This window comes from Pseudomonas sp. RIT-PI-o (assembly GCF_001297215.1).
In the GTDB taxonomy this organism is placed as follows: Bacteria; Pseudomonadota; Gammaproteobacteria; order Pseudomonadales; family Pseudomonadaceae; genus Aquipseudomonas; species Aquipseudomonas moraviensis_A.
Window position 1 is genome coordinate 226,708 of the sequence record NZ_LHPA01000023.1, and the last position, 19,296, is coordinate 246,003.

The window sequence follows — 19,296 nt, forward strand, 5'->3', positions numbered from 1 at the left end:
TCATCGATTGGCGGTCAGCAAACGTTGATCGACGCTAAGGATCGCCTCGATCATCGCCCGCGCGGCAGGCGTCAGGGTATAGCCGGCGCGGCTGACGATGCCGTAACCCAATTGCAGTGCCGCCTCGTCGTGCGGTACGTCGACAAAATCGAGCAGCTCGATCAGGCCCTCGTCGAGCTGTTCACGCAAGGCCTCAAGCGTCGCCAGACCCACGGCATCAGAGCGCAGGACCACACGCTGGATGGCGTCGAATTGTGCACACTCCACGCTCGGCGTGAAGTCGGACTCACCGAGGATATCGGCGAGCACCTTGCGGATCATCGGTGGAATGCGCGTGCCGACGATCGGGTAATCGAGCAGGGCGCGCAATTGCAGGTCTGCCTGCGCAACCAGCGGATGCCCGGCGCGACAGAAAAACCGTCCCGGCCGCCTGCGCAGCTGGTGCACCTGATACTGCGGATCACTGACGAAGTGCCGCGCGTCCGCGACGAAAAACTCGATCTGCTGTTCGCGCAACCACAGCGACAGTTGCTGCCAGTCGCCTTGGTGAAAGCGCGTGCGAATCGCCGGATGCGCCTGAATGAAATCGGCCAGCGCTTCGGGCACCAGCACTTGCGCCGGATACGGGCCGCAACCGAATTGCAGTTCGCCGCCGGTGAGGCCGTTGTATTGCGTCAATTCATTGTGCAGTGCCTGACTGCCGGCGAGCAGGCGCCGCGCGTGCTGCAGCACCAATTCACCTTGCCCGGTCAGGCGGAATTCACGGCTGCTGCGCTCGACCAGCGCGCAATCGAGGTCGCGCTCCAGCGTCTGGATGCTGCGGCTGAACGCCGGTTGGCTCAAGTTGATCGCCTCGGCGGCGCGGCCGAAATTGCGACAGTCTGCGAGGGCGACCAGGTGGCGAAGCTGGCGAAGGTCCATCATGCGTCTCCTGCATTTTGCGGATACTTTTAATGCATTGGATCGATAGCACGTCCGCTGGCATAAGTACACGCCTGGTCTTCCATGGCACGCCTTCATGTCCCAGCCTGTGTTCGCTTCCAGCGCTTTTGTCCGCACGATTCTCGCTCATGCCCGACAGTCAGGCGTGTGCCCGCAACACTTGATGGCGCGCGCCGGGATTTGCCCGTCAGTGCTCGCTGGGGCGCATCAATTGATCGCCGCACGATCGGTTGAACAGTTGTGGCGTGAGTGTGAGTGGGCGGGGGTGGCGCCGACGTTCGGCTGTGAACTGGCCGACGGGATGGCGACCGATTGCCTGCAGGGACTGAATATTCTCCTCGACTCGGCGGTGACCTTGCGCGCCAGTCTGAAGTGCTTCATCGACTGCTTGCCACGGGTGATCAACTACGTCGCGGTGGAGTTGGTCGAGGCAGGCGACGTTGCTCATTTGCGCATGAGTTCGCTGCAGGGGCCGCTCCATCATTTCGCTCTGGACGCGGCGGCCGTGACGCTGGTGCGCAATATTGCCCGGCGGTCAGGCAGGGCGCCGGGAGATTTGTTTGTGAATGTCAGCCTGCGCGCTGCGCAAATGGCCGGGAGCTTGCTGCGTGAAATTGGTGTTGCGGTGGAGCAGGGCGAGCACCTGCGCCTGACATTGCCGCGCTCATGTCTCGATCAGGCCTTGCCTGGCGCCAATCCGTTTTTGCACCAAAGCGTGCTGCGCCACTGGCACGCTGAAGCCAGCGCACCTGCGCGCCAGGACAATCTGACAATGGCGCGGCACTGGCTGACGGCGGGCGATCAGCCGATCGAGCGCATAGCCGAACGGCTGGGCTATCGGCAGCCCAGTAACTTTATCCGCGCGTTCCGCAAACAGTTCGGGACTACGCCGAAGCAGTTTCGGCTGAACACTGGGCAGGTCTGTTGAACGCAGGATCGAGGTGTTTGATCGTCATTGAGGGTGTCAGCAAGATTTCCCCCCTCACCCCAGCCCTCTCCCCCAAAGGGGGCGAGGGGGAAAGGGAGCCGATCTGCGTGTTATTCAAAATTGAATTCAACTCGGTATCCCAAGTCGGCGTAGCTCGTCCATGCAACTCGGTCGGTCCTCTCTCCCTCCGGGAAGGGGGCTTATGACTCATGGGAGCCGATCTGCGTGTTATTCAAAATTGAATTCAACTCGGTATCCCAAGTCGGCGTACCTCGTCCATGCAACTCGGTCGGTCCTCTCTCCCTCCGGGAGAGGGCTAGGGTGAGGGGCTTTTGACTTACGGCGTGACGATATTGAACTGCGGTCCGAATGTATCCAGGCTGCCCATCAACAGCCCGAATTTCTGACCATTGCCCTGCAGCTTCACCAGCCCCTTCTGCATCGCCGTCGGGAAGTCCAGTTGCTTGAGGCTGATCTTTTCCAGCGTATCGCGGCTGAGGCTGACACTGGCATCCGCCGCCGGATTCAGGCCGGCGCGGTGAGTCAGCACGCCATTGCGCAAGGTCAGGGTGAAATCCCTTTGCACATCGTCGAACGTCCAGTTCAGCGTCAGGTCATTCGCCACGGCTTTGTCGCTGTCCAGGCGTACCGCGAGGTAGTCGAAGAACATTTCCGGACTCATCGCCCGCACCATGTCCGCCGACACGGAATTGGCTGATCGCGGCGGCACGCCGTCGCGCAGTTCCATCGCCCCGGTCAGGTACATGTTGCGCCAGGTGGCGTTTTCGCTTTGATAACCCAGCTGCTCCAGGGTCTCGGCCTGAGCCTTGCGTGCATCCGCGTTGTCCGGATCGGCGAACAGCAACTGGTTGCCCAACTGCGCGGCCCATCGGTAGTCAGCGCTGGCCATCGCACTGCGCATTTTTTCCAGCACCGACGTGGCACCGCCCATGGCCTCGACCGAGCGTTTAGCCGCATCGACCGGCGGCAGCGGGTTGAGGTTGGCCGGGTTGCCGTCGTAGAAACCCATGTAACGCTGATACACCGCGCGCGTATTGAAACTCAGCGAGCCGTAATAACCACGGGTGTACCACTTTTGATCGAGCGAGCCGGGCAGTTTTTTGATTGCTTCGGCAATTTCCAGCGGCGTCAGGCCCTGGTTGAGCAAGTGCAGAGTGCGGTCGTTGATGAAGGCGTACATGTCGCGCTGATCGGCAAGCAGAGTTCGAATTCGCTCGCCGCCCCAGGTCGGCCAGTTGTGCTGAGCGAACAGCACGTCGGCTTTGTCACCATAGCGCGCCAGGCTGTCATCGAGGTATTGCGACCAGGCCTTGGCATCACGCACTTGCGCGCCGCGCGGAGTGAGGATGTTGTGCATCATCTGCGTGGCGTTTTCGGCCATGCACAAGGCTTTCAACTCGGGGAGATACAGGTTCATCTCCGCCGGCGCTTCGGTGCCCGGGGTCAGTTGAAATTCAACTTGCAGGCCAGCGATGGTGCGAGTTTCCAGCGGCTCGGCGATCAGCTCGGTGGGCGCGATCAGCGTGACCGTGCCGCCGCTGGGCGCGCTCTTGCCAAGGCCAGCGTCGACCTGACCTTTTTCACTGCGCGGCAACAGACTGCCGAACTGGTACTGCGCGCGGCGGCTCATGGCATTGCCGGCCATGACGTTCTCGCTCATCACGTGTTCCATGAAACCGACCGGCGCATAAACCTTGACCTTGCCGGCCTTGACGTCGGCCTCATCGATCACCCCGCGCACCCCGCCGAAGTGATCGACATGAGTGTGACTGTAGATCACCGCAACGACCGGTTTGCGCGGTCGGTTGGCGTAGTAGAGATCCAGCGCAGCCCTGGCGGTTTCGGCGATGGTCAGCGGATCGATGATGATCAGCCCTTCGTCACCTTCGATGATGGTCATGTTGGCCAGGTCGAGGCCGCGCACTTGATACAGCTTGGGGCTGACCTCGAACAGACCGGCGTGGGCGTTGAGTCGGGCTAGTCGCCACAGGCTCGGATTGACCGATTCCGGCGCCTTGTCCTCAGCGAGGAAGTCATAGGCGTTGACGTTCCAGATGACTTTGCCAGCCGCGTCTTTGATCTGGCCCTTGAACGGCGCGATCAAACCTTTGCTGACGGATTCGAAATCGGTGCGGTCGCTGAAAGGCAGGGTTTGCAGCACGGCAGCGTTGCTTGCGGCGGTTTGCACGCTCGGCGCCACCGGACCGTCAGCAGCGAGCAACGGCTGGCTCAGGCAAGTGGTGATCAGGCAGGTCAGCAGGCCACGCGGGCTCAGGATGAAACGGGGCATGGGTGTCTCCGGTTTTTTATCGTTATGGCCGAACAACCGGCAGCGTAGGATGCGGCGCAAGGTTGGCGATGATCATCAGCGGACAAAAACCATTCAGGGCCGCTATCCTAGGTCCAGGTTCACTGATCGGGTTTGCCCATGCTTGAGGTTCGCGACGTTTTCAAAAGCTATGCCACGCCACAGGGAGTGTTGCCGGTGCTGCAAGGCGTCGACCTGACGCTGGCGGCCGGTGGCAGCCTGGCGCTGATGGGCGAATCGGGCAGTGGCAAAAGCACGCTGCTGCATCTGGTGGCGGGGCTGGACAAGGTCGACAGCGGCAGCATCCGCAGCGGCGAACATCGCCTGGAAGCCATGAGCGAAGCGCAACTGGCCAATTGGCGCCGCACGGAAATCGGTCTGGTATTTCAGCAGTTCAACCTGATCGGCAGTTTGCGCGTGGAAGACAACCTGGCCTTTCAGGCGCGCCTGGCCGGGCGCCATGAGCCGCGCTGGCAAGCGCATCTGGTGCAGCGTCTGGGTCTGGGCGATTTGCTTTCGCGGTATCCCGAGCAACTCTCTGGTGGCCAGCAGCAACGGGTAGCGCTCGGCCGAGCATTGGCTTCGCAGCCGAAATTGCTCTTGGCCGATGAACCCACCGGCAGCCTCGATGAAGCGACCAGCGATGAAGTGCTGCGGCTGCTGCTCGAATTGCTTGATGACACACCGACGACGCTGCTGATGGTCACTCACAGCCAGCGCGTTGCGGCGCGATTGGCCCAGCGCGTGGCGTTGTCCAACGGGCGGGTTGCCTGATGATCTGGCGGCAAACCCTGCGCGCGCTGCTCAGCCACTGGCGGCGCCATCCCGTGCAGTTTTTCAGTGTGCTGACCGGACTGTGGCTGGCCACCAGCCTGCTCACCGGCGTCGAGGCGCTGAACAGCCAGGCGCGCGACAGCTATGCGCGGGCCAGCCAGATGATCGGCGGCGAACCGCAAGCCAGCCTGAGCACGCCGAACGGTGCGCCGTTTCCCCAGCGCTGGTTCATCGAGCTGCGCCGTCAGGGCTGGCCGGTGTCGCCGGTGCTGCAGGGCCGGCTGACACTCAAGGGCCACGAAGACCAACGCATTCAGGTGATGGGCATCGAGCCGGTGTCGCTGCCGACGGACTCCGCAGTGGCCGGGCAGGCGATGCCGATCGAGCGGATCGTCGAATTCTTCAGTCCGCCGGGCAGCACCTGGATTTCTCCGGACACCCTGCAAATGCTCGGCTTGCACGAAGGTGATACACCGCAAACCGTAAACGGCCAAACCCTGCCGCCGCTGCTCGCGCAGAAGGACATGGCGCCGGGCCTGTTACTGGTCGACATCGGCGTAGCGCAAAGACTGCTCGACCAACCCGAGCAACTGTCGCGATTGCTGCTGCCCAAGGACTTTCATCAAGAATTACCAGCCAGTATCAGCGATCGCTTGCAGCTCAAAAGCAGCGGCGAAGAAAACAATCTCGCGCGGCTGACCGAGAGCTTTCACCTCAATCTTGATGCCCTTGGATTTTTGTCATTTCTGGTCGGCCTGTTCATCGTACACGCCGCCATCGGCCTTGCTCTGGAACAGCGCCGAGGCTTGCTGCGCACCTTGCGCGCCTGTGGCGTCAGTGCACGAATGCTGATCGCATGTCTGGTGGTTGAACTGGGTGTGCTGGCGCTGATCGGCGGATTGTTCGGCGTGATCAGCGGCTATTGGCTGGCCAGCGTGCTGCTGCCGGACGTCGCCGCCAGTCTGCGCGGATTGTACGGCGCGGAGGTGGCGGGACAGTTGCGTTTGAGCCCCTGGTGGTGGTTCAGCGGCATCGGTTTGAGCCTGTTCGGCGCGTTGCTGGCCGGGGCCAACAGTCTGCTGCGGGCGGCGCGTCTGCCGTTGCTGGCGGTGGCCGATCCGCAGGCCTGGCATCAACAGTATTCGCGCTGGTTGCGTCGGCAGGGGTGGCTGGCGACAGCGCTGCTGGCGATTGCGCTGGTGGCGCTGATCTGGGGTGACAGCCTGAGCAGCGGCTTCGTGCTAATGGCCGGGCTGTTGCTCGGTGCCGCGCTGGCCTTGCCGGTGTTGCTCAGTGCTTTGTTGAATCCCTTGCTCGGGCGCAGTCGTTCGGTGCTCGGCCAGTGGTTTCTCGCCGATTGCCGCCAGCAACTGCCAGCCCTGAGTCTGGCGCTGATGGCGCTGCTGTTGGCGCCCGCCGCCAATATCGGCGCCGGCAGCATGACCGCCGGTTTTCGCCAGACCTTCAACGACTGGCTCGAACAACGCCTGAGTGCCGAGTTGTACATCAACCCGACCAACCCGGCGCAGGCCCGCGAAATGCACAGTTGGCTCAAACAGCAGCCCAACGTGACCGCTGTGCTGCCCAACTGGCAGGTTTCGGTGACGCTGCAAGGCTGGCCGGCCGATGTCTACGGCATCATCGACCACCCGCACTATCGCCAGCACTGGCCGCTGCTCGACAGCAGTGGCGGAGATCCGTGGGGAAAACTGGCCACGGATGATGCAGTGATGCTCAGCGAACAACTGGCGCGACGCCTGAAACTCAAAGCGGGCGAGCATCTGCGCATCCCCACGCCAAACGGCACGTGGTCGCCGCGCATCGTCGGCATCTACGCTGACTATGGCAATCCGAAAGGGCATGTGCTGATTAGCAGCGATCACCTGCTGCGAGGCTGGCCGCAGCTCACTCCGAACCGCTTCAACTTGCGTATCGATCCAGCGCAGATTCCGGCGCTGCTCAACGTCTTGCAGGCGCGCTTTGCGCTGGATGACAACCGCATCATCGATCAGGCGCGGCTCAAGGGCTGGTCGGTGCAAGTCTTCGAACGTACCTTTGCCGCGACGGCGGCGTTGAACAGCCTGACGTTGGCCGTGGCTGGCGTGGCGCTGTTCATCAGTCTGCTGACCCAGAGCCAGAGTCGGCTCAGTCAACTTGCACCGCTGTGGGCATTGGGCGTGACACGTAAACAACTGATGCTGCTCAACCTCGGTCAGACCTGGCTGTTGGCGATACTGACTTTGTTGCTGGCATTACCGCTGGGTATCGCGCTGGCATGGTGCCTGGATGCGGTAATCAATGTGCAAGCGTTCGGCTGGCGACTGCCGTTGCGGGTGTTCCCGTTGCAGTTGTTGCAACTGATGGGCCTGGCGTTGCTCGCGACTTTACTGGCCTCGGCATGGCCGCTGTATTCGTTGTATCGCACGCAACCGGCGGATTTGCTGAGGACGTTTGCCCATGAGGATTAACGGCGTCGTGCTGATGCTCGTGTTGCTGCTCGGTGGTTGCGATCAGCCCGCACCCGAGGAGAAAGGCTTCGCCGGCATGGGCGATCAGGCGCAATCGTTCACCCCGGTGGTGCCCGGTCGGATGTTCAGTTTCCCTGCCGATCACGGCGCGCATGATGGTTTCCGCATCGAGTGGTGGTACGTCACCGCCAATCTCAAGGATCAGCAGGGCAATGATTTCGGCGTGCAATGGACGCTGTTTCGCAGCGCCCTGAAACCGCTCGCCGAGCAGGCCGGGTGGGGCAATCAGACGATCTGGCTTGGTCATGCGGCGGTCACCTCGCGTTCGGTTCATCACGCCGCCGAGCGCTACGCCCGCGGCGGAGTAGGGCAGGCCGGGGTGCGGCTGGCGCCGTTCGAGGCGTGGATCGATGACTGGATGTTTGCCAGTCAAGCGCAGGACCCGCTGAGCGATATGCAGCTCAGCGCCCGCGATAAAAATTTCGCGTATCAGCTGCGCCTCACCTCCAGCCGCCCGCTGGTGCTGCAGGGCGACAGCGGCTTCAGCCAGAAATCCGAAGAAGGCCAGGCCTCGTACTACTACAGCCAACCTTTTTTCCAGGCCAGCGGCACGCTGCAGATCGACGGCCAGACATACACCGTCAGTGGCCCGGCATGGCTTGATCGCGAGTGGAGCAGTCAACCGCTGACTGCCAACCAGACTGGCTGGGACTGGTTCTCCCTGCACCTGGACAGTGGCGAACACGTGATGCTTTATCGCATGCGGCAGAAGGACGGCGCGCCTTATCTGACCGGCACGTGGATCGCCGCTGACGGGCAGATTCAGACGTTGCGCAGCGAGCAGATCAGCCTTGTGCCGCAGGATACGGCCAAGGTTGCTGATCGGCCGATGCCGGTGAAATGGTCGATCCGTATTCCTGACAAGAAACTCGATATCAGCGTTGACGCGATCAACCGCAATGCGTGGATGGATTTGCGTATTCCGTACTGGGAAGGGCCGGTGAAGATCAATGGCAGCCATCCCGGCCAGGGCTATCTGGAAATGACCGGTTATTAACGGCAGACGCTGTCTCATTGTGGGAGCGAGCCTGCTCGCGAAGGCATTTTGTCGGGTGCTGAGGATTTTTGGCTGAGTACATATCCGTTGCTGCGGTAATGGCGGCTTAGGGGTCCGCCCTTACGGCGGGGCACCTTTTTCAAACGCCAAAAAGGTAACCCAAAAGGCTTGCTCCTGCGTTTGGCCCTCGCCGGCCCGGGTTCCTTCGCTGCGGGATCGATCCGGGCGCAGCGGCTCCGGTTTGCTTCGCTGCACCTACACTCGCTGTGTACGACTGCGTCGTACGGTCGCTGCGCTCCCACGCCCGGATCAATCCCTCCGCTCAGCCTTCCGACGTCGCCGGTGGATCAAGATCAAAAGCAGGCGAGCTGACACTCGGCCCAAGGGCGAACGCTCATCATGTAGGAGCTGCCGAAGGCTGCGATCTTTTGATCTTGCTCTTGCTCTTGCTCTTGTAGGAGTGAGCCTGCTCGCGATAGCTATCTCAAAGACACCGATGAATAGCAGAGTTACCCAATCCCTGTGGGAGCTGGCTTGCCAGCGATGGCGTCCGTGCCTTCACCGCTGAGCGAACTGACTGGAACTCTCACCGGCGCCCACCGCTCTACCAGAAACCCGCCATTTTCGGACTTAACCATGAGCGACGACCTGCAACTCCCAGACCTCGAAACCTGGCAGCGCCTGTTCGACGATCAGACCCTTTGGCAGCAATCGCCTGACGCTCACTATTTCGATCTGCAGCGCATCGCCGACGACCTGCTCGGCCAAGGGGCGATCGATCTTGAGCAATGGCAGTTGCTGCGCGCCAAAGCCGACGATTTGCACAAGCAAACGCCCGAGGTCAACGTCGCCCGTGAACTCGAAGATCCCGAAGCCTGAGGACTCCTGCCATGAATACGACCATTAACCAGAACGACAACCCCGACGAACCACGCCCGGCCGGCGAAACCGAACGCGACAATGACGCACTGCGCCCGACCGATCCCAAGCAGCGGCAGGACAGCGGCAAAGGTACAGCGAGCGGCGAATCCACCGCCCAGGAGACCGCCAAGCCACACACTCGCGGGCCACAAACCCAAGTCAAGCCCTGAACAGCGTCTATGCTCCCTGGCACGCCCGCCGCTGAAGTCGATTCGGCAGCGGGCGTCGCCACTTCATCACAGGGAAAGTAATGCATATGAAGCTCGACGCTCTGGCCAAGGCCATCACCCTCGCAACCCTCCTTTCGGTCTCCAGCTTCGGCGCTCTGGCTGCCGATATCCCATTATCCGCCGTCGTTGAGGCCGATTCCGTTACCACCAAAGTGCTCGGCGTCGACCCGGCCAATCACCAGGTCGTGTTGGAAGGCCCCGAGGGACGTCAGGTCCATGTGCAGCTCAGCGACAAAGCGAAAAACCTTGCCAATCTCAAGGTCGGCGATCTGGTGAAGATCGAAGTGCAGCGTTCAGTTGCCGCTTATCTCGACACGGATGTGGATAAAGGTCTGCCAGGCACCACCGAACGCACCGGCGAACTGCGCAAGGCCCCGGGTAGCGACAACCCTGGCGGCGAGGCCTATCGTCAGGTTCAGGTGCAGCTGAAAATCAGCAAAATTGATTTGAAGACCCACCAGGTCACCCTCGAGAATCCATCCGGACAATCGAAGACGCTCGATGTGAAGAAGCCGGAGATTCAGGCCAGGTTGAAAGATCTGAAAGTAGGGCAGAGCGTAATTGTCACTTACACCGATATCCTGAAAGTGACCAGTCAACACGATAGTTGAGCATTAGCTCTACAACTTTATTGCTCTTGTACAATTTTATGTATGAGAGCAATCATATAAAAGTTTCTGTCGGACAATTCTGGGGAAATATCGGAAAGGACGGTCTTTAACTTTTCAGTACAAAAATTTCATATTTCTACCTGACGACATATTCACAGGATTGAATTAAAATCCTCGGCGTTCGCCCAGTGTCAGGGCTCTTTACCGGTGCATGGATTGCCAGGCCATAACACTGGGCGAACTCCAACGACGGTAGTTGTATACAAAAGTTAAGAACAAAAAAGGGCGACTTTGAAGTCGCCCTTTTTGTTGCCTGGAATCAAGCCGAAGCCTGCATGCCAGACTTGTCTCGCTGCCCCCGTAAGCGCTTGAGCGTTGCCTGATACATCTTCGTGCGGCGATGGTCCTTGCCATACGTGCCTGCCGCCGCGACGGTGCCGGCCTGGATGTGATCCAGATAGCGGAAAATCGTCCGTGGCGAGAGAAACCTGACGCCATAGCCCAACTCGATCATTCGATCCTGCAGCGTATAACCCGGCACCCGATCATCCATACAGAAGTGCAACCCTTGTGACTTCATCAAACGCACATTCCACAACGTACAAAAACTTTTAAGATGCGTTTCTTTATACGGGCGTGGCGGTTTCGAACGCAGCCCGAAATGAACTTTGAGCCGGCGAACATGGTGTTTGCAGAATCTCGAAGTCAACCGCCAGGTATCTCGCAATAACCCACGATCAAGTTGCTCCACACAACCGACCGCCGCCATGTCTGCACTTTTCGTGCATTCGCGCATCATCATCGCGAACACTTCCATGTCGTAGACAAAGGTGTCGGTGTGCAGCAGAAACAAGTAGTCGGTCTCAACTTTAGCCAAGGCCAGATCCAGCGCCTTGCCATGGGCAATATGACCCGCTTCCTTGCCTGGCGACGGCCGCTCGATCAGATTGATCCAGTCCAGCGAACGCAAGTAATCAAGGCTGGCATCCGCCGAATCGTTATCCACCACCCACACTGGAATGCCCTGCGCCTGAACATGCTCGCGCAACAGCTCCAGGCACATGCGGGTGATATCCGGGGTTTTGTAATTGACCAGCACGAGGCTGAAGTTGGATTGCGGCTGGGAGGGTAGATCGAAGGCTTTCATGTCGGAGGGACTCATCCACGGCTCAAGACGACGGGGTTCATGGGCCGGGATGCTAGCGGGGGAAGCTTAGGTGAAGCTTAATTTGCCGGTTTGACTGAGTTGTTATAGCAAGCAGGGCTTTCAATGGATCCGGACGGCTTCCAGAAGACAAAGCGACCACATGATCGCTCTGTCTTGAGAGATGAATCAGACCTCCTGTCGCCAAGCGGAGAACGTGATCATTGTGCCGGCTTCTTTTCTATTGGTGATTTCTATTTTATAGGTACCACCATCGATGCGGCCCTCAACTAGCGCTTTGCGCTCGTTGCCGCTGACTTCGGCGTCCTTCGCATGCTGCTGATAGAAGTCGATAACATTCTCGTATTCCGTAAAAGTCCTGAGAATGACCTCATATTCATGCTGAGGGCGTCCGGCTATTTTGTCCCAGTCACCGTCAATTGGCGTGTCTTCCATACCCGGTGTCGTAAATACACCGTGAGCGCCAGCGCCAATCAGGTGAGCTCGCTGCGGAAGCAATGCCAGCATCGCTTTTGGAAAATCGGACGGTAATTGAGCCGCAGTCCAGGCTCCCTGTTTCGGCTGAGTCACGATGTACTCAACGTGGGCAATCTTCTGCGCGGCGGCTCGGCGTTCTGGGTCATCACTCTCCGCCCACAGCGCCATCATAGGAGGCAACTGCTTACTCCAGGAGACCAAAGAGTCAGCGTCAGCCTTCTTGGCGCCTTCTGGCTGGAAAATAGTCAGCACTGTTTCCGGCGCATCGTTACAAGTCAATGCTTCCTCACGAGACTTGACGGTGCAGTGGCCATTGACCAATCCTACGGCGAGCAAATGCCCCTTGTCGTCCAACAGTAATGCGCCGCGCTCGAATCCGTTGTTACCGTCGTCCATGGCGGCGATTACTTTTATGCCGGAAGGCACACCATCAACAAACGTCGACATTTCCGAATCGAGCGCTTCAAGAACCTGCTGCACGATCATCGTATTGTCATTGGTGTAACTTCCGGTTTGGTACCCAAAAAAATTAACGAGTGCAGAGCGAACCGCCGGGTCTTGGTTGAGCTTGGAAGCCCGTTCTGGACTGGCTTCGTTTGTGAGCAACAAGGCAGTTGTGCCGTCGGGACGTTGTTCGGATCGAAGTGACAGCGCGATTGCGCTTAGGGAGAAGGTGAAGGCTAGAAACAAGGCGAGAGTGCGGCTCAAGTGTTTCAAGATAACAGTCCTTTGGTTATTTAATCCGTGAGAGTGATCGCAGAGATTTGATCGGGTGATTATGCGTTGAGCGTAAGTTTTCTGTTTTTTTTCATTATTCTTGATTGGGGATTTTAATTTGACAGCGGCCTTGCAGGTCTCAGTATCGCGCCTTCCATGCTTATCAGGCGGCCCAGCAGATTTCTTCGTACAACTAATCAGTCAAGGCTTCCAGAACTCAATTCCTTCCATATGACGCTCTATGTCATCCATGTCATCCATGTCATCCTCACCAAGAGTTGAGTCAAAATTTTTGCTGATAATTGTTCTGATTTTGCTAGTCGCTGAGTTACGTTTTCATCGTCAATGAACTCAGTTGTAGCTTTCCGGTATTCTTCAACCGGTTTGTCGCTATAGTAACTTCCCATTTTATGTAGAGAAATCAAGATGAATTCAATATTTGCGAGTGCTTCCAGAGCATCTTCGCCAGTCAGTATGATTTTTTTTTTTTTTTTTTCTAATATTATTTTTCTCTGATAGGGCATTGCGACAATTGGGGGCGGATTTATTTCAATGGAAAATAAATCTGTCCCTGTATGTCCAGACTGGCTCTTATTGATTTTTATCTGATTTTTTAGCTTTTTCCAAAAGGTTGTACAGCTCTGGATAATAGTCGATTTCTTCTGGCGGCAGTTGGTCAATTATATTTTGTATTTTTTCGGCATATTTTGTTTCAATTGGTGTTTCTGTCCAGTCTAGCTCTGAGGCGGCGGCGATAGATACCTCGATAAATTCGGAGTCAAGAAGTAGTTTTAAAATCTCTATGGCATCTGCTGACCGCAATTCACCCAGTGCCGCAGCACTTCGCTCTTGCCAATATTGCTCCATAGAGAGAATAGTGTCGTGCAAATGTTTCCAATCTTCCGCATTGAATTTTTTCAATACTCCCTTAGCTACTTGCTCCGTTATGTACTCATTCCAATTGGAGTCTTCATTCTGCCCAAGCCAGTGATTGTACTCTTCGTAAATTTTGCTGTTCATTCGCTATCTCAACTTAAGTTGATGGTGACATAGGCGCGTCGCCTGCAGGAAATGAAGACGTAATAACTCCGTCGTCCTTTAAAACCTGCCACTTCACACCGTCAACCGTTTTGGTGTGTAGGGTGGTTGTAACGCCGTCAACTTCCCGCATGAATACACCGGGTGTCGCGGCTACTTCATCTGTAACCCAAAGTATCTTGTCGTTGCTCCAGGTTTCTGGGGCTAGTGTATGTTTTCCGCCTTTCTTGGCTGACATACCGACGGTACCGTCTTTTCGTACAAGAACCATTTTGAAGTCTTGAACTTTTATCGTACCGTCTGCGTTTGTCTGTACAACGGTCATTTCGTGTTTTGGGGATTTTAAAACTTCAGAGGAATGCCCCCCAATCGGCTTATTACTGTTCGGGCTGCGCGTGCCGAACAGAATCTTATCTTGCATCTGGGCAGGCAGTGCCCCGGCGTATGGGCGATTATATGGATCAGGTGGCGCTTTTCCTTCGTCGTGTTCAGCTTTTTCCGAATCATCGGGCCTCTTACCTTTAGGTTCGTCCCCTGCGCCAGGACAGGTATTCAGCCCCAACGGATCCACCCACCCCGTTGGGTTAGGCACGTACTGATAGCTATTCAACCCACCTGCAAGCTTGATCGGATCCGGTGTCAAAAAACGCCCAGTGCCCGGATTGTAGTAGCGGTGGCGGTTGTAATGTAAGCCTGTCTCGGCGTCGAAATACTGACCCTGGAAGCGCAGCGGATTGTCGATTTCGCTGACGTCCAGTGCAGCGAGATTGCCGTAGGCGCGGTACTTCGCTGACCACATGATCTCGCCGCTGTAGTCGGTCAGTTCCTGTGGCGTGCCGAGATGGTCCAGTTGGTAGTAGAACGGGGCCGCTTTTAGCGGGCCTTCGCCGTCGAGCATTGCCAACGGGCGGAAGCTGCCCGGTTCGTAGATATAGCTGCGATAACGATTTTCTGCACTTTCGGCGATCAAGCGTTCGCCTTGCCAGAGAAATTCAGTGGTATGGCCGTCGACGGTTTTCTCGATGCGACGGCCGAAGGCATCGTATTTGTAGGATGCGGTGCTGCCACCCGGCAGGCTGACACCGATCAGGCGGTGCTGGCAGTCGTAGCGGTACTCGGTGACGAGTTTTTGTCCGGCGCCACGGCGTTCACGAATCAGGTTGCCGTAGGCGTCGTAGTCGTAATGGCGGTCGCCCTGCATGAGCAGGCGATTGCCTTTGACGTTGGCGAGGTTCGCCGCAGGCAGTTCATTTTGGCTGAGCAGGTTGCCTGCGGGGTCATGGGCGAAGCTTTCTGGCATAGCGCCGCGTACGCTGATCAGTCGGTCGAGCGGATCGTAGTGATAGCTGCGGTTGCCTTTGCGGCTGTCGCTAATGCCAGCGAGGTTGCCGTTGACGTCGTAGTTGTAGCGACGCTGGAACAGGTGTTTGTCCCGTTGGCTGACGCTGTGTGCTTGCAGGCGACCCTGTTCATCGTATTGGTATTGGCTGAGCAGCAGGCCTTGTTGGCGTTGTTGCTCGCGACCGGCGTTGAACTGGTGGCTGGTCAGGCGTGACCCGTTCAGGTCGATGCTGCTCAGGCGTCCACCGGACAAATGACGGTAATCGAGCGTGCAGCCATCCGGCAGACGGCAGTGGCTGAGTTGGCCGACGTTGTCGTATGCGTAACGCGTGGTGCCCCAACCTTGATGCTCGGTGATCAAGCGATCTTGCACGTCGTATTCATAAGCGAGCGGCCAATGGCCGTCGTCGACGTTTACCAGGCGACCCAGTGCGTCGTAGCTGTAATGAATCTCCTCACCATCGGGCAAGGTTTTGACCAGCAAACGGCCTGCGGCATCACGCTGATATTCGGTAACCAGTTCGGTGCCGTCTTCGCCAAACTCGGTTTTCTTCAGCAGTTGGCCGTTGGGGTCGTATTCGTACGCGGTGCGTCGGCCGTCGAAACCGGTTTCCTGCTGGATCAGGCCGTTCGAGTAATAATCGAGTTGATAGCGTTCGCCGCGCTCGTTCTCGATCTCGGTGAGGTTGAGTTGCGAGTTGTCGTAGCGGTAGCGCAGTTGGCTGCCGTCGGGATTGATGCGGCGGCTGACGAGGTGCAGGTTGTCGGCGTATTCGTAGCGGGTGATACGGCCGAGTTCGTCGCGTTCGGCGGTGACGCGGCCATACGGGTTGTAGGTAAACGCACGTGTGGCGCCGCCGGGCAGGGTGACCTGAGTGAGGCGGTCGACGGCATCCCATTGGTATTGGGTGATCGCGCCGAATTCATCCTGGCGAGTGATTTGCCGGCCGAGCGCATCGTAGCGATACTTGCGTTGACCTCCATCCGGCAGGCGTTCTTCCAGCAATTGGCCGAGGTTGTTCCAGCCCAGGTGATGACGACTGCCGTCGGGGTGACGGATCTCTACCAAGCGGCCCTGGTGGTCATAGCTGTATTGGGTTTCATTACCCAACGGATCAATTTGTTGAGTGATATCGCCTTGTCGGTTGTAGTCATACTGCCAACGCGCTTGGCCACGCCTGACCTCAATCAGTTGGCCATTGTAGTAGTTGTAAAGCGTTGGCTCGCCTTCCGGAGGGATCACGGCCAGCAAACGGCCGGCATTGTTGTACTGATACTCGGTGACTGCGCCCAATGCATTCTTTTCAGCAATCAAACGACCCTGATCGTCGTAGGCTTTCTGCGTTTCTGCGCCGTCCGGAGCGATTTCGCTGATGAGGCGCGCATTTTCGTCGTGTATGTAAACTTGCTCACTGCCATCGGCGTTATGAACCGTGACCGTGCCTTTGTCGTCCCACTCATAGCGTGTTTCCAAGGGTAAGTAGTTTGTCCAATGACGGACGCAGCGGGACAGCTTGCCTTCTCGCTCCCACTCCCAGAAGAAGCGGGCACCACCGGCCAATTGTCGCTCAAGGATTACATGTTGTTCGTTATAGCGGTAATGCTCGGTTTCGCCTGCAGCATTGGTTGCCGACACAAGTTGATGGCGAGCGTTGTACTCGTAGGAAACCAGTGTCTGTAAAGTCAGCCACGGATCCTGCCGTCTACCGGAATCGTCATACTCCGAGCGTTGCTGCTGTTGGTCCACGGCAATGATATGGCGGTCGTCGTAACGCAGCAGCAAGGCGCGACCGGAGCCATTGTCGATACGTTGAATGCGACCGACCAAGTCATAGCTGATATGCACCTGGTTTTCATACGAATCACTGATGGTGGTCAGTCGTTCTGCACGGAAATGATAGAACCGCGGCTTTGGCCCTGCTTGCGTGAGAATCAGCTCTCCGGGTGCATTCCCCAGAAAAATGGCCGCTTGAGCGAGGCTATTGGTGATGGCCGGTCGTTTCTCGGTCGGCTTTGGGAAACGGGTCTGGCGGTTTTCATTGTCTGTCCACAGCACGCCTTCGTCATCGATAAGCAAGCGATGAGACAACGAGTGGCTCCAGCCTGGCCCCATACGGTTGTCGATTTCAACAGCACTGCTGCGGTAGAGACGTGTCCATTCCAGCGGTAAGAGACCGCCCAGTTCGCCGTCGGTGAGTTTCAGCAACTCCTCACCCGTGACCATGGAGACGGGGTCACCGTTGGAGCAGGTTTTGTCGACGCATTGTGCGGGTTCATCAGCCGGGTTTTTTGACTGTTTAGGCGCGTTGTCGATGTTCTCCTGCTGTTCCAGGCGCGTTTCGTTCTGGGTTTTGTTTCGTGCGTGAATTTGCGCGTCGTTTTCGACTTTGCCTCCTGTCGCAGGCGAAGGACGCTTCGGAGCTGTGGCCGTTTGTGCAGGCGTGTGATCGGCGACAGTCGCCACTGCTTTTTTGCCCGAGTTGGTTACGCCGTTGCCATGAAATCTCAACGCGGCAGCAGCATCCGCATGGGGCTTGGAGCGAATCCTGCTGATTTCAATGAGCTTGGCCGTTAGCTTCTCAACCAGGTTGATCGCTTTTTGCGCCTGCAATGTGCCCTTGACCGCTTTCGCACTGGCGCGTAATGCAACCCCCAGCCCGCCGGTAAAAATGATCCCGAGGACGATATAACTTATTTCAGACTTCACTCTGGCTAGCACTTCTGTGCGAGTCTGCGGTGGCAGTAAAGTCGTCCATGCCCAAACCGCAGCGACATAAACCCACAACAATGGCTCGTCACTCGCTATCAAGAAACTGGTGCGAAGTGCTTCAGTTGAGGAGTTGTAGATTTTCTTGATGTTTTCGTCGGTGAAAAACTCCTTGAGTGTTTCGTAATTTTCACGGGGGTGAGTAACAAGCTTGAACAGCGACTTGATATCGCCCCAGATTCCCATGACGAATTTCCAGAAACCATCCCACTCCGATTGCAATTGTTGCCAGAGACGGCCAGCTATTGACGCATTGTTATGCTCCTTCCACAAAGGCAGGCATGTAGTTGTCCATTCCGAGGACAACCACTTGCTCAGATCGCCGATGACTTCGTCGTAGGATTTGAATAGACGCTCGTTGTCCGCGCTCGTCAGATCGGGGTAGAAAGTAATTCGGTAGAGCTGGCGTGGCTTCAGGTCGCTAACGACTTCAATCCCGGTTGGGCCGATTGTTTTGCGTACGGGTTGCCCGACGGTCTTGTTCTTCGAGTCGACAGGGGTCAGAACCACTGGAGTGTTGCCAATCGGCACAAAACGCGCCGATTCGAAACTATGAATCAGCGTGAGCTTTCCATTCTCGGGACAAGTGGCGAAATAAACCGGTTGGGTCTTGTCGCCCGTCGCAATGGGTTTTTTAACCTCGTCACCGACTTGAAATTGCTGCTCCATTTCCAGCCCAGGTATGAGTCTGGCGGTGGACCGATAACTCTTCAGGCAGTTCTTGAACTCTGCAATGACCTTGTTGAAGTCAGGCTGTTGAGCGGTGACATGAGTGATCGTATCCAATGGGGTCATACCACCACCTCTTTTTCCAGATAGGCCTTCAACAGCCCGGTAAAGTTTTCTTCCGTGAGTGGCGTGCGTTTAACAAAGCGCGCCACTTTTTGTTTCAGGTTCGATTCGGGAAAGGAGAAATACAGATCGGCGTGTTCCTCCTGTAGCCACTGCAGCATGTTGCCGATAACGGTGGATGGATTTTCTGCCATCAACCCATCCAGCAACTCCTTCGGCACCTCCCACCACGGCCAGTCCCGCACCTTCGGCACGACCCGCGTGCCCACTTCCAGCGCCTGCCCGTTGATCAGATACCGCTCAAACACCGGCAGCACCTCTCCGGCCTTCTCCCCAAGCCCCCGCAGGATCGGATAAATATGCCGCCCATCCCAAAACCGGAAAAACACTTCAGTGCCGTCCGGCATCTTCACCTGCGTCAGGCTGCGCAGATGTTCGAACACTTCGTTCGGCGCTGAACGCGATGTCGCCAGCCAGCCCCAGTCCAGCGCATCCGTTTCAGCGATCCAGGGCAAGAAGGCCGAATTCGGTTTGAGCTCGGTGAGGTAGGGCATCACCGGTTGCCAGGTGGAGTAGGGCGTGCCGCCCCAGATCGGCAGGAGCTGGGCGGTAGGTTCGGTGAGGTACAGGGTTTTCAGCGCGTCGGCGTCGCTGGCGGCGCTGATGATCAGGTACAGGCGCTCGCCGCTTTGCAGCGGCTGTTGCGCCAGCCAGTCCTTGGGGGTAATTCGTTCAGATG

General features: G+C 57.6%; 15 protein-coding genes. 7 read left to right on the top strand and 8 right to left on the bottom strand.

Going from position 1 to position 19,296, the window contains the following annotated elements; all coding sequences use genetic code 11:
- Positions 1-921 (bottom strand): LysR family transcriptional regulator, encoded by a 921-nt coding sequence (locus tag AEQ63_RS14995; protein WP_064363974.1) that lies wholly within the window; start codon positions 919-921, stop codon positions 1-3.
- 97 nt (positions 922-1,018) lie between these two features.
- Between AEQ63_RS14995 and AEQ63_RS15000 the strand changes: the two genes are divergently transcribed.
- A complete protein-coding gene (locus AEQ63_RS15000) occupies positions 1,019-1,870 on the top strand; it encodes an AraC family transcriptional regulator (RefSeq protein WP_064363975.1) in 852 nt (283 codons plus the stop codon).
- A gap of 337 nt (positions 1,871-2,207) precedes the next feature.
- Here the strand turns inward: AEQ63_RS15000 and AEQ63_RS15005 are convergent, their stop codons facing one another.
- Positions 2,208-4,181, bottom strand: coding sequence for an alkyl/aryl-sulfatase (locus AEQ63_RS15005; protein ID WP_064363976.1), 1,974 nt, complete (start codon positions 4,179-4,181; stop codon positions 2,208-2,210).
- A 138-nt stretch (positions 4,182-4,319) separates the two neighbouring features.
- On the opposite strand from AEQ63_RS15005, the gene AEQ63_RS15010 reads away from it, so the two are divergent.
- The 6 genes from AEQ63_RS15010 (at position 4,320) to AEQ63_RS15035 (ending at position 10,260) form a co-directional block, all read left to right on the top strand.
- Positions 4,320-4,973: an ABC transporter ATP-binding protein gene (locus AEQ63_RS15010; RefSeq protein WP_064363977.1), complete on the top strand. Its 654-nt coding sequence runs from the start codon at positions 4,320-4,322 to the stop codon at positions 4,971-4,973.
- Positions 4,973-7,441, top strand: coding sequence for an ABC transporter permease (locus AEQ63_RS15015; protein ID WP_442965712.1), 2,469 nt, complete (start codon positions 4,973-4,975; stop codon positions 7,439-7,441). The genes AEQ63_RS15010 and AEQ63_RS15015 overlap by 1 nt, the downstream gene beginning before the upstream one ends.
- Positions 7,431-8,498, top strand: a complete 1,068-nt coding sequence (locus AEQ63_RS15020; RefSeq protein ID WP_064363979.1) for a lipocalin-like domain-containing protein — start codon at positions 7,431-7,433, stop codon at positions 8,496-8,498. The genes AEQ63_RS15015 and AEQ63_RS15020 overlap by 11 nt, the downstream gene beginning before the upstream one ends.
- 636 nt (positions 8,499-9,134) lie before the next feature.
- Entirely contained in the window at positions 9,135-9,377 is a 243-nt protein-coding gene (locus AEQ63_RS15025; RefSeq protein ID WP_064363980.1) for a hypothetical protein, read from the top strand.
- 11 nt (positions 9,378-9,388) lie between these two features.
- On the top strand, positions 9,389-9,589 hold the full coding sequence (locus AEQ63_RS15030; protein WP_064363981.1) for a hypothetical protein: 201 nt from the start codon (positions 9,389-9,391) through the stop codon (positions 9,587-9,589).
- Positions 9,590-9,675: 86 nt separating this feature from the next.
- The gene (locus AEQ63_RS15035; protein WP_064363982.1) at positions 9,676-10,260 is read left to right on the top strand and encodes a hypothetical protein; all 585 of its coding nucleotides are present in this window, start codon (positions 9,676-9,678) and stop codon (positions 10,258-10,260) included.
- 319 nt (positions 10,261-10,579) lie between these two features.
- Here the strand turns inward: AEQ63_RS15035 and AEQ63_RS15040 are convergent, their stop codons facing one another.
- The 6 genes from AEQ63_RS15040 to AEQ63_RS15065 form a co-directional block, all read right to left on the bottom strand.
- A complete protein-coding gene (locus AEQ63_RS15040) occupies positions 10,580-11,407 on the bottom strand; it encodes a glycosyltransferase family 2 protein (RefSeq protein WP_064363983.1) in 828 nt (275 codons plus the stop codon).
- A gap of 186 nt (positions 11,408-11,593) precedes the next feature.
- Complete coding sequence (locus tag AEQ63_RS15045; protein ID WP_064363984.1) at positions 11,594-12,619, bottom strand: hypothetical protein; 1,026 nt, start codon at positions 12,617-12,619, stop codon at positions 11,594-11,596.
- A 239-nt stretch (positions 12,620-12,858) separates the two neighbouring features.
- Positions 12,859-13,143, bottom strand: a complete 285-nt coding sequence (locus AEQ63_RS15050; RefSeq protein ID WP_236705265.1) for a hypothetical protein — start codon at positions 13,141-13,143, stop codon at positions 12,859-12,861.
- 67 nt (positions 13,144-13,210) lie between these two features.
- Positions 13,211-13,639 (bottom strand): hypothetical protein, encoded by a 429-nt coding sequence (locus AEQ63_RS15055; protein ID WP_064363985.1) that lies wholly within the window; start codon positions 13,637-13,639, stop codon positions 13,211-13,213.
- 13 nt (positions 13,640-13,652) lie between these two features.
- Positions 13,653-18,560, bottom strand: coding sequence for an RHS repeat-associated core domain-containing protein (locus AEQ63_RS29150; RefSeq protein WP_082367861.1), 4,908 nt, complete (start codon positions 18,558-18,560; stop codon positions 13,653-13,655).
- Positions 18,557-19,296, bottom strand: a 740-nt coding sequence (locus AEQ63_RS15065; protein WP_236705266.1) for a DUF4123 domain-containing protein, incomplete at its 5' end; no start/stop codon positions are given. The genes AEQ63_RS29150 and AEQ63_RS15065, both read right to left, overlap by 4 nt.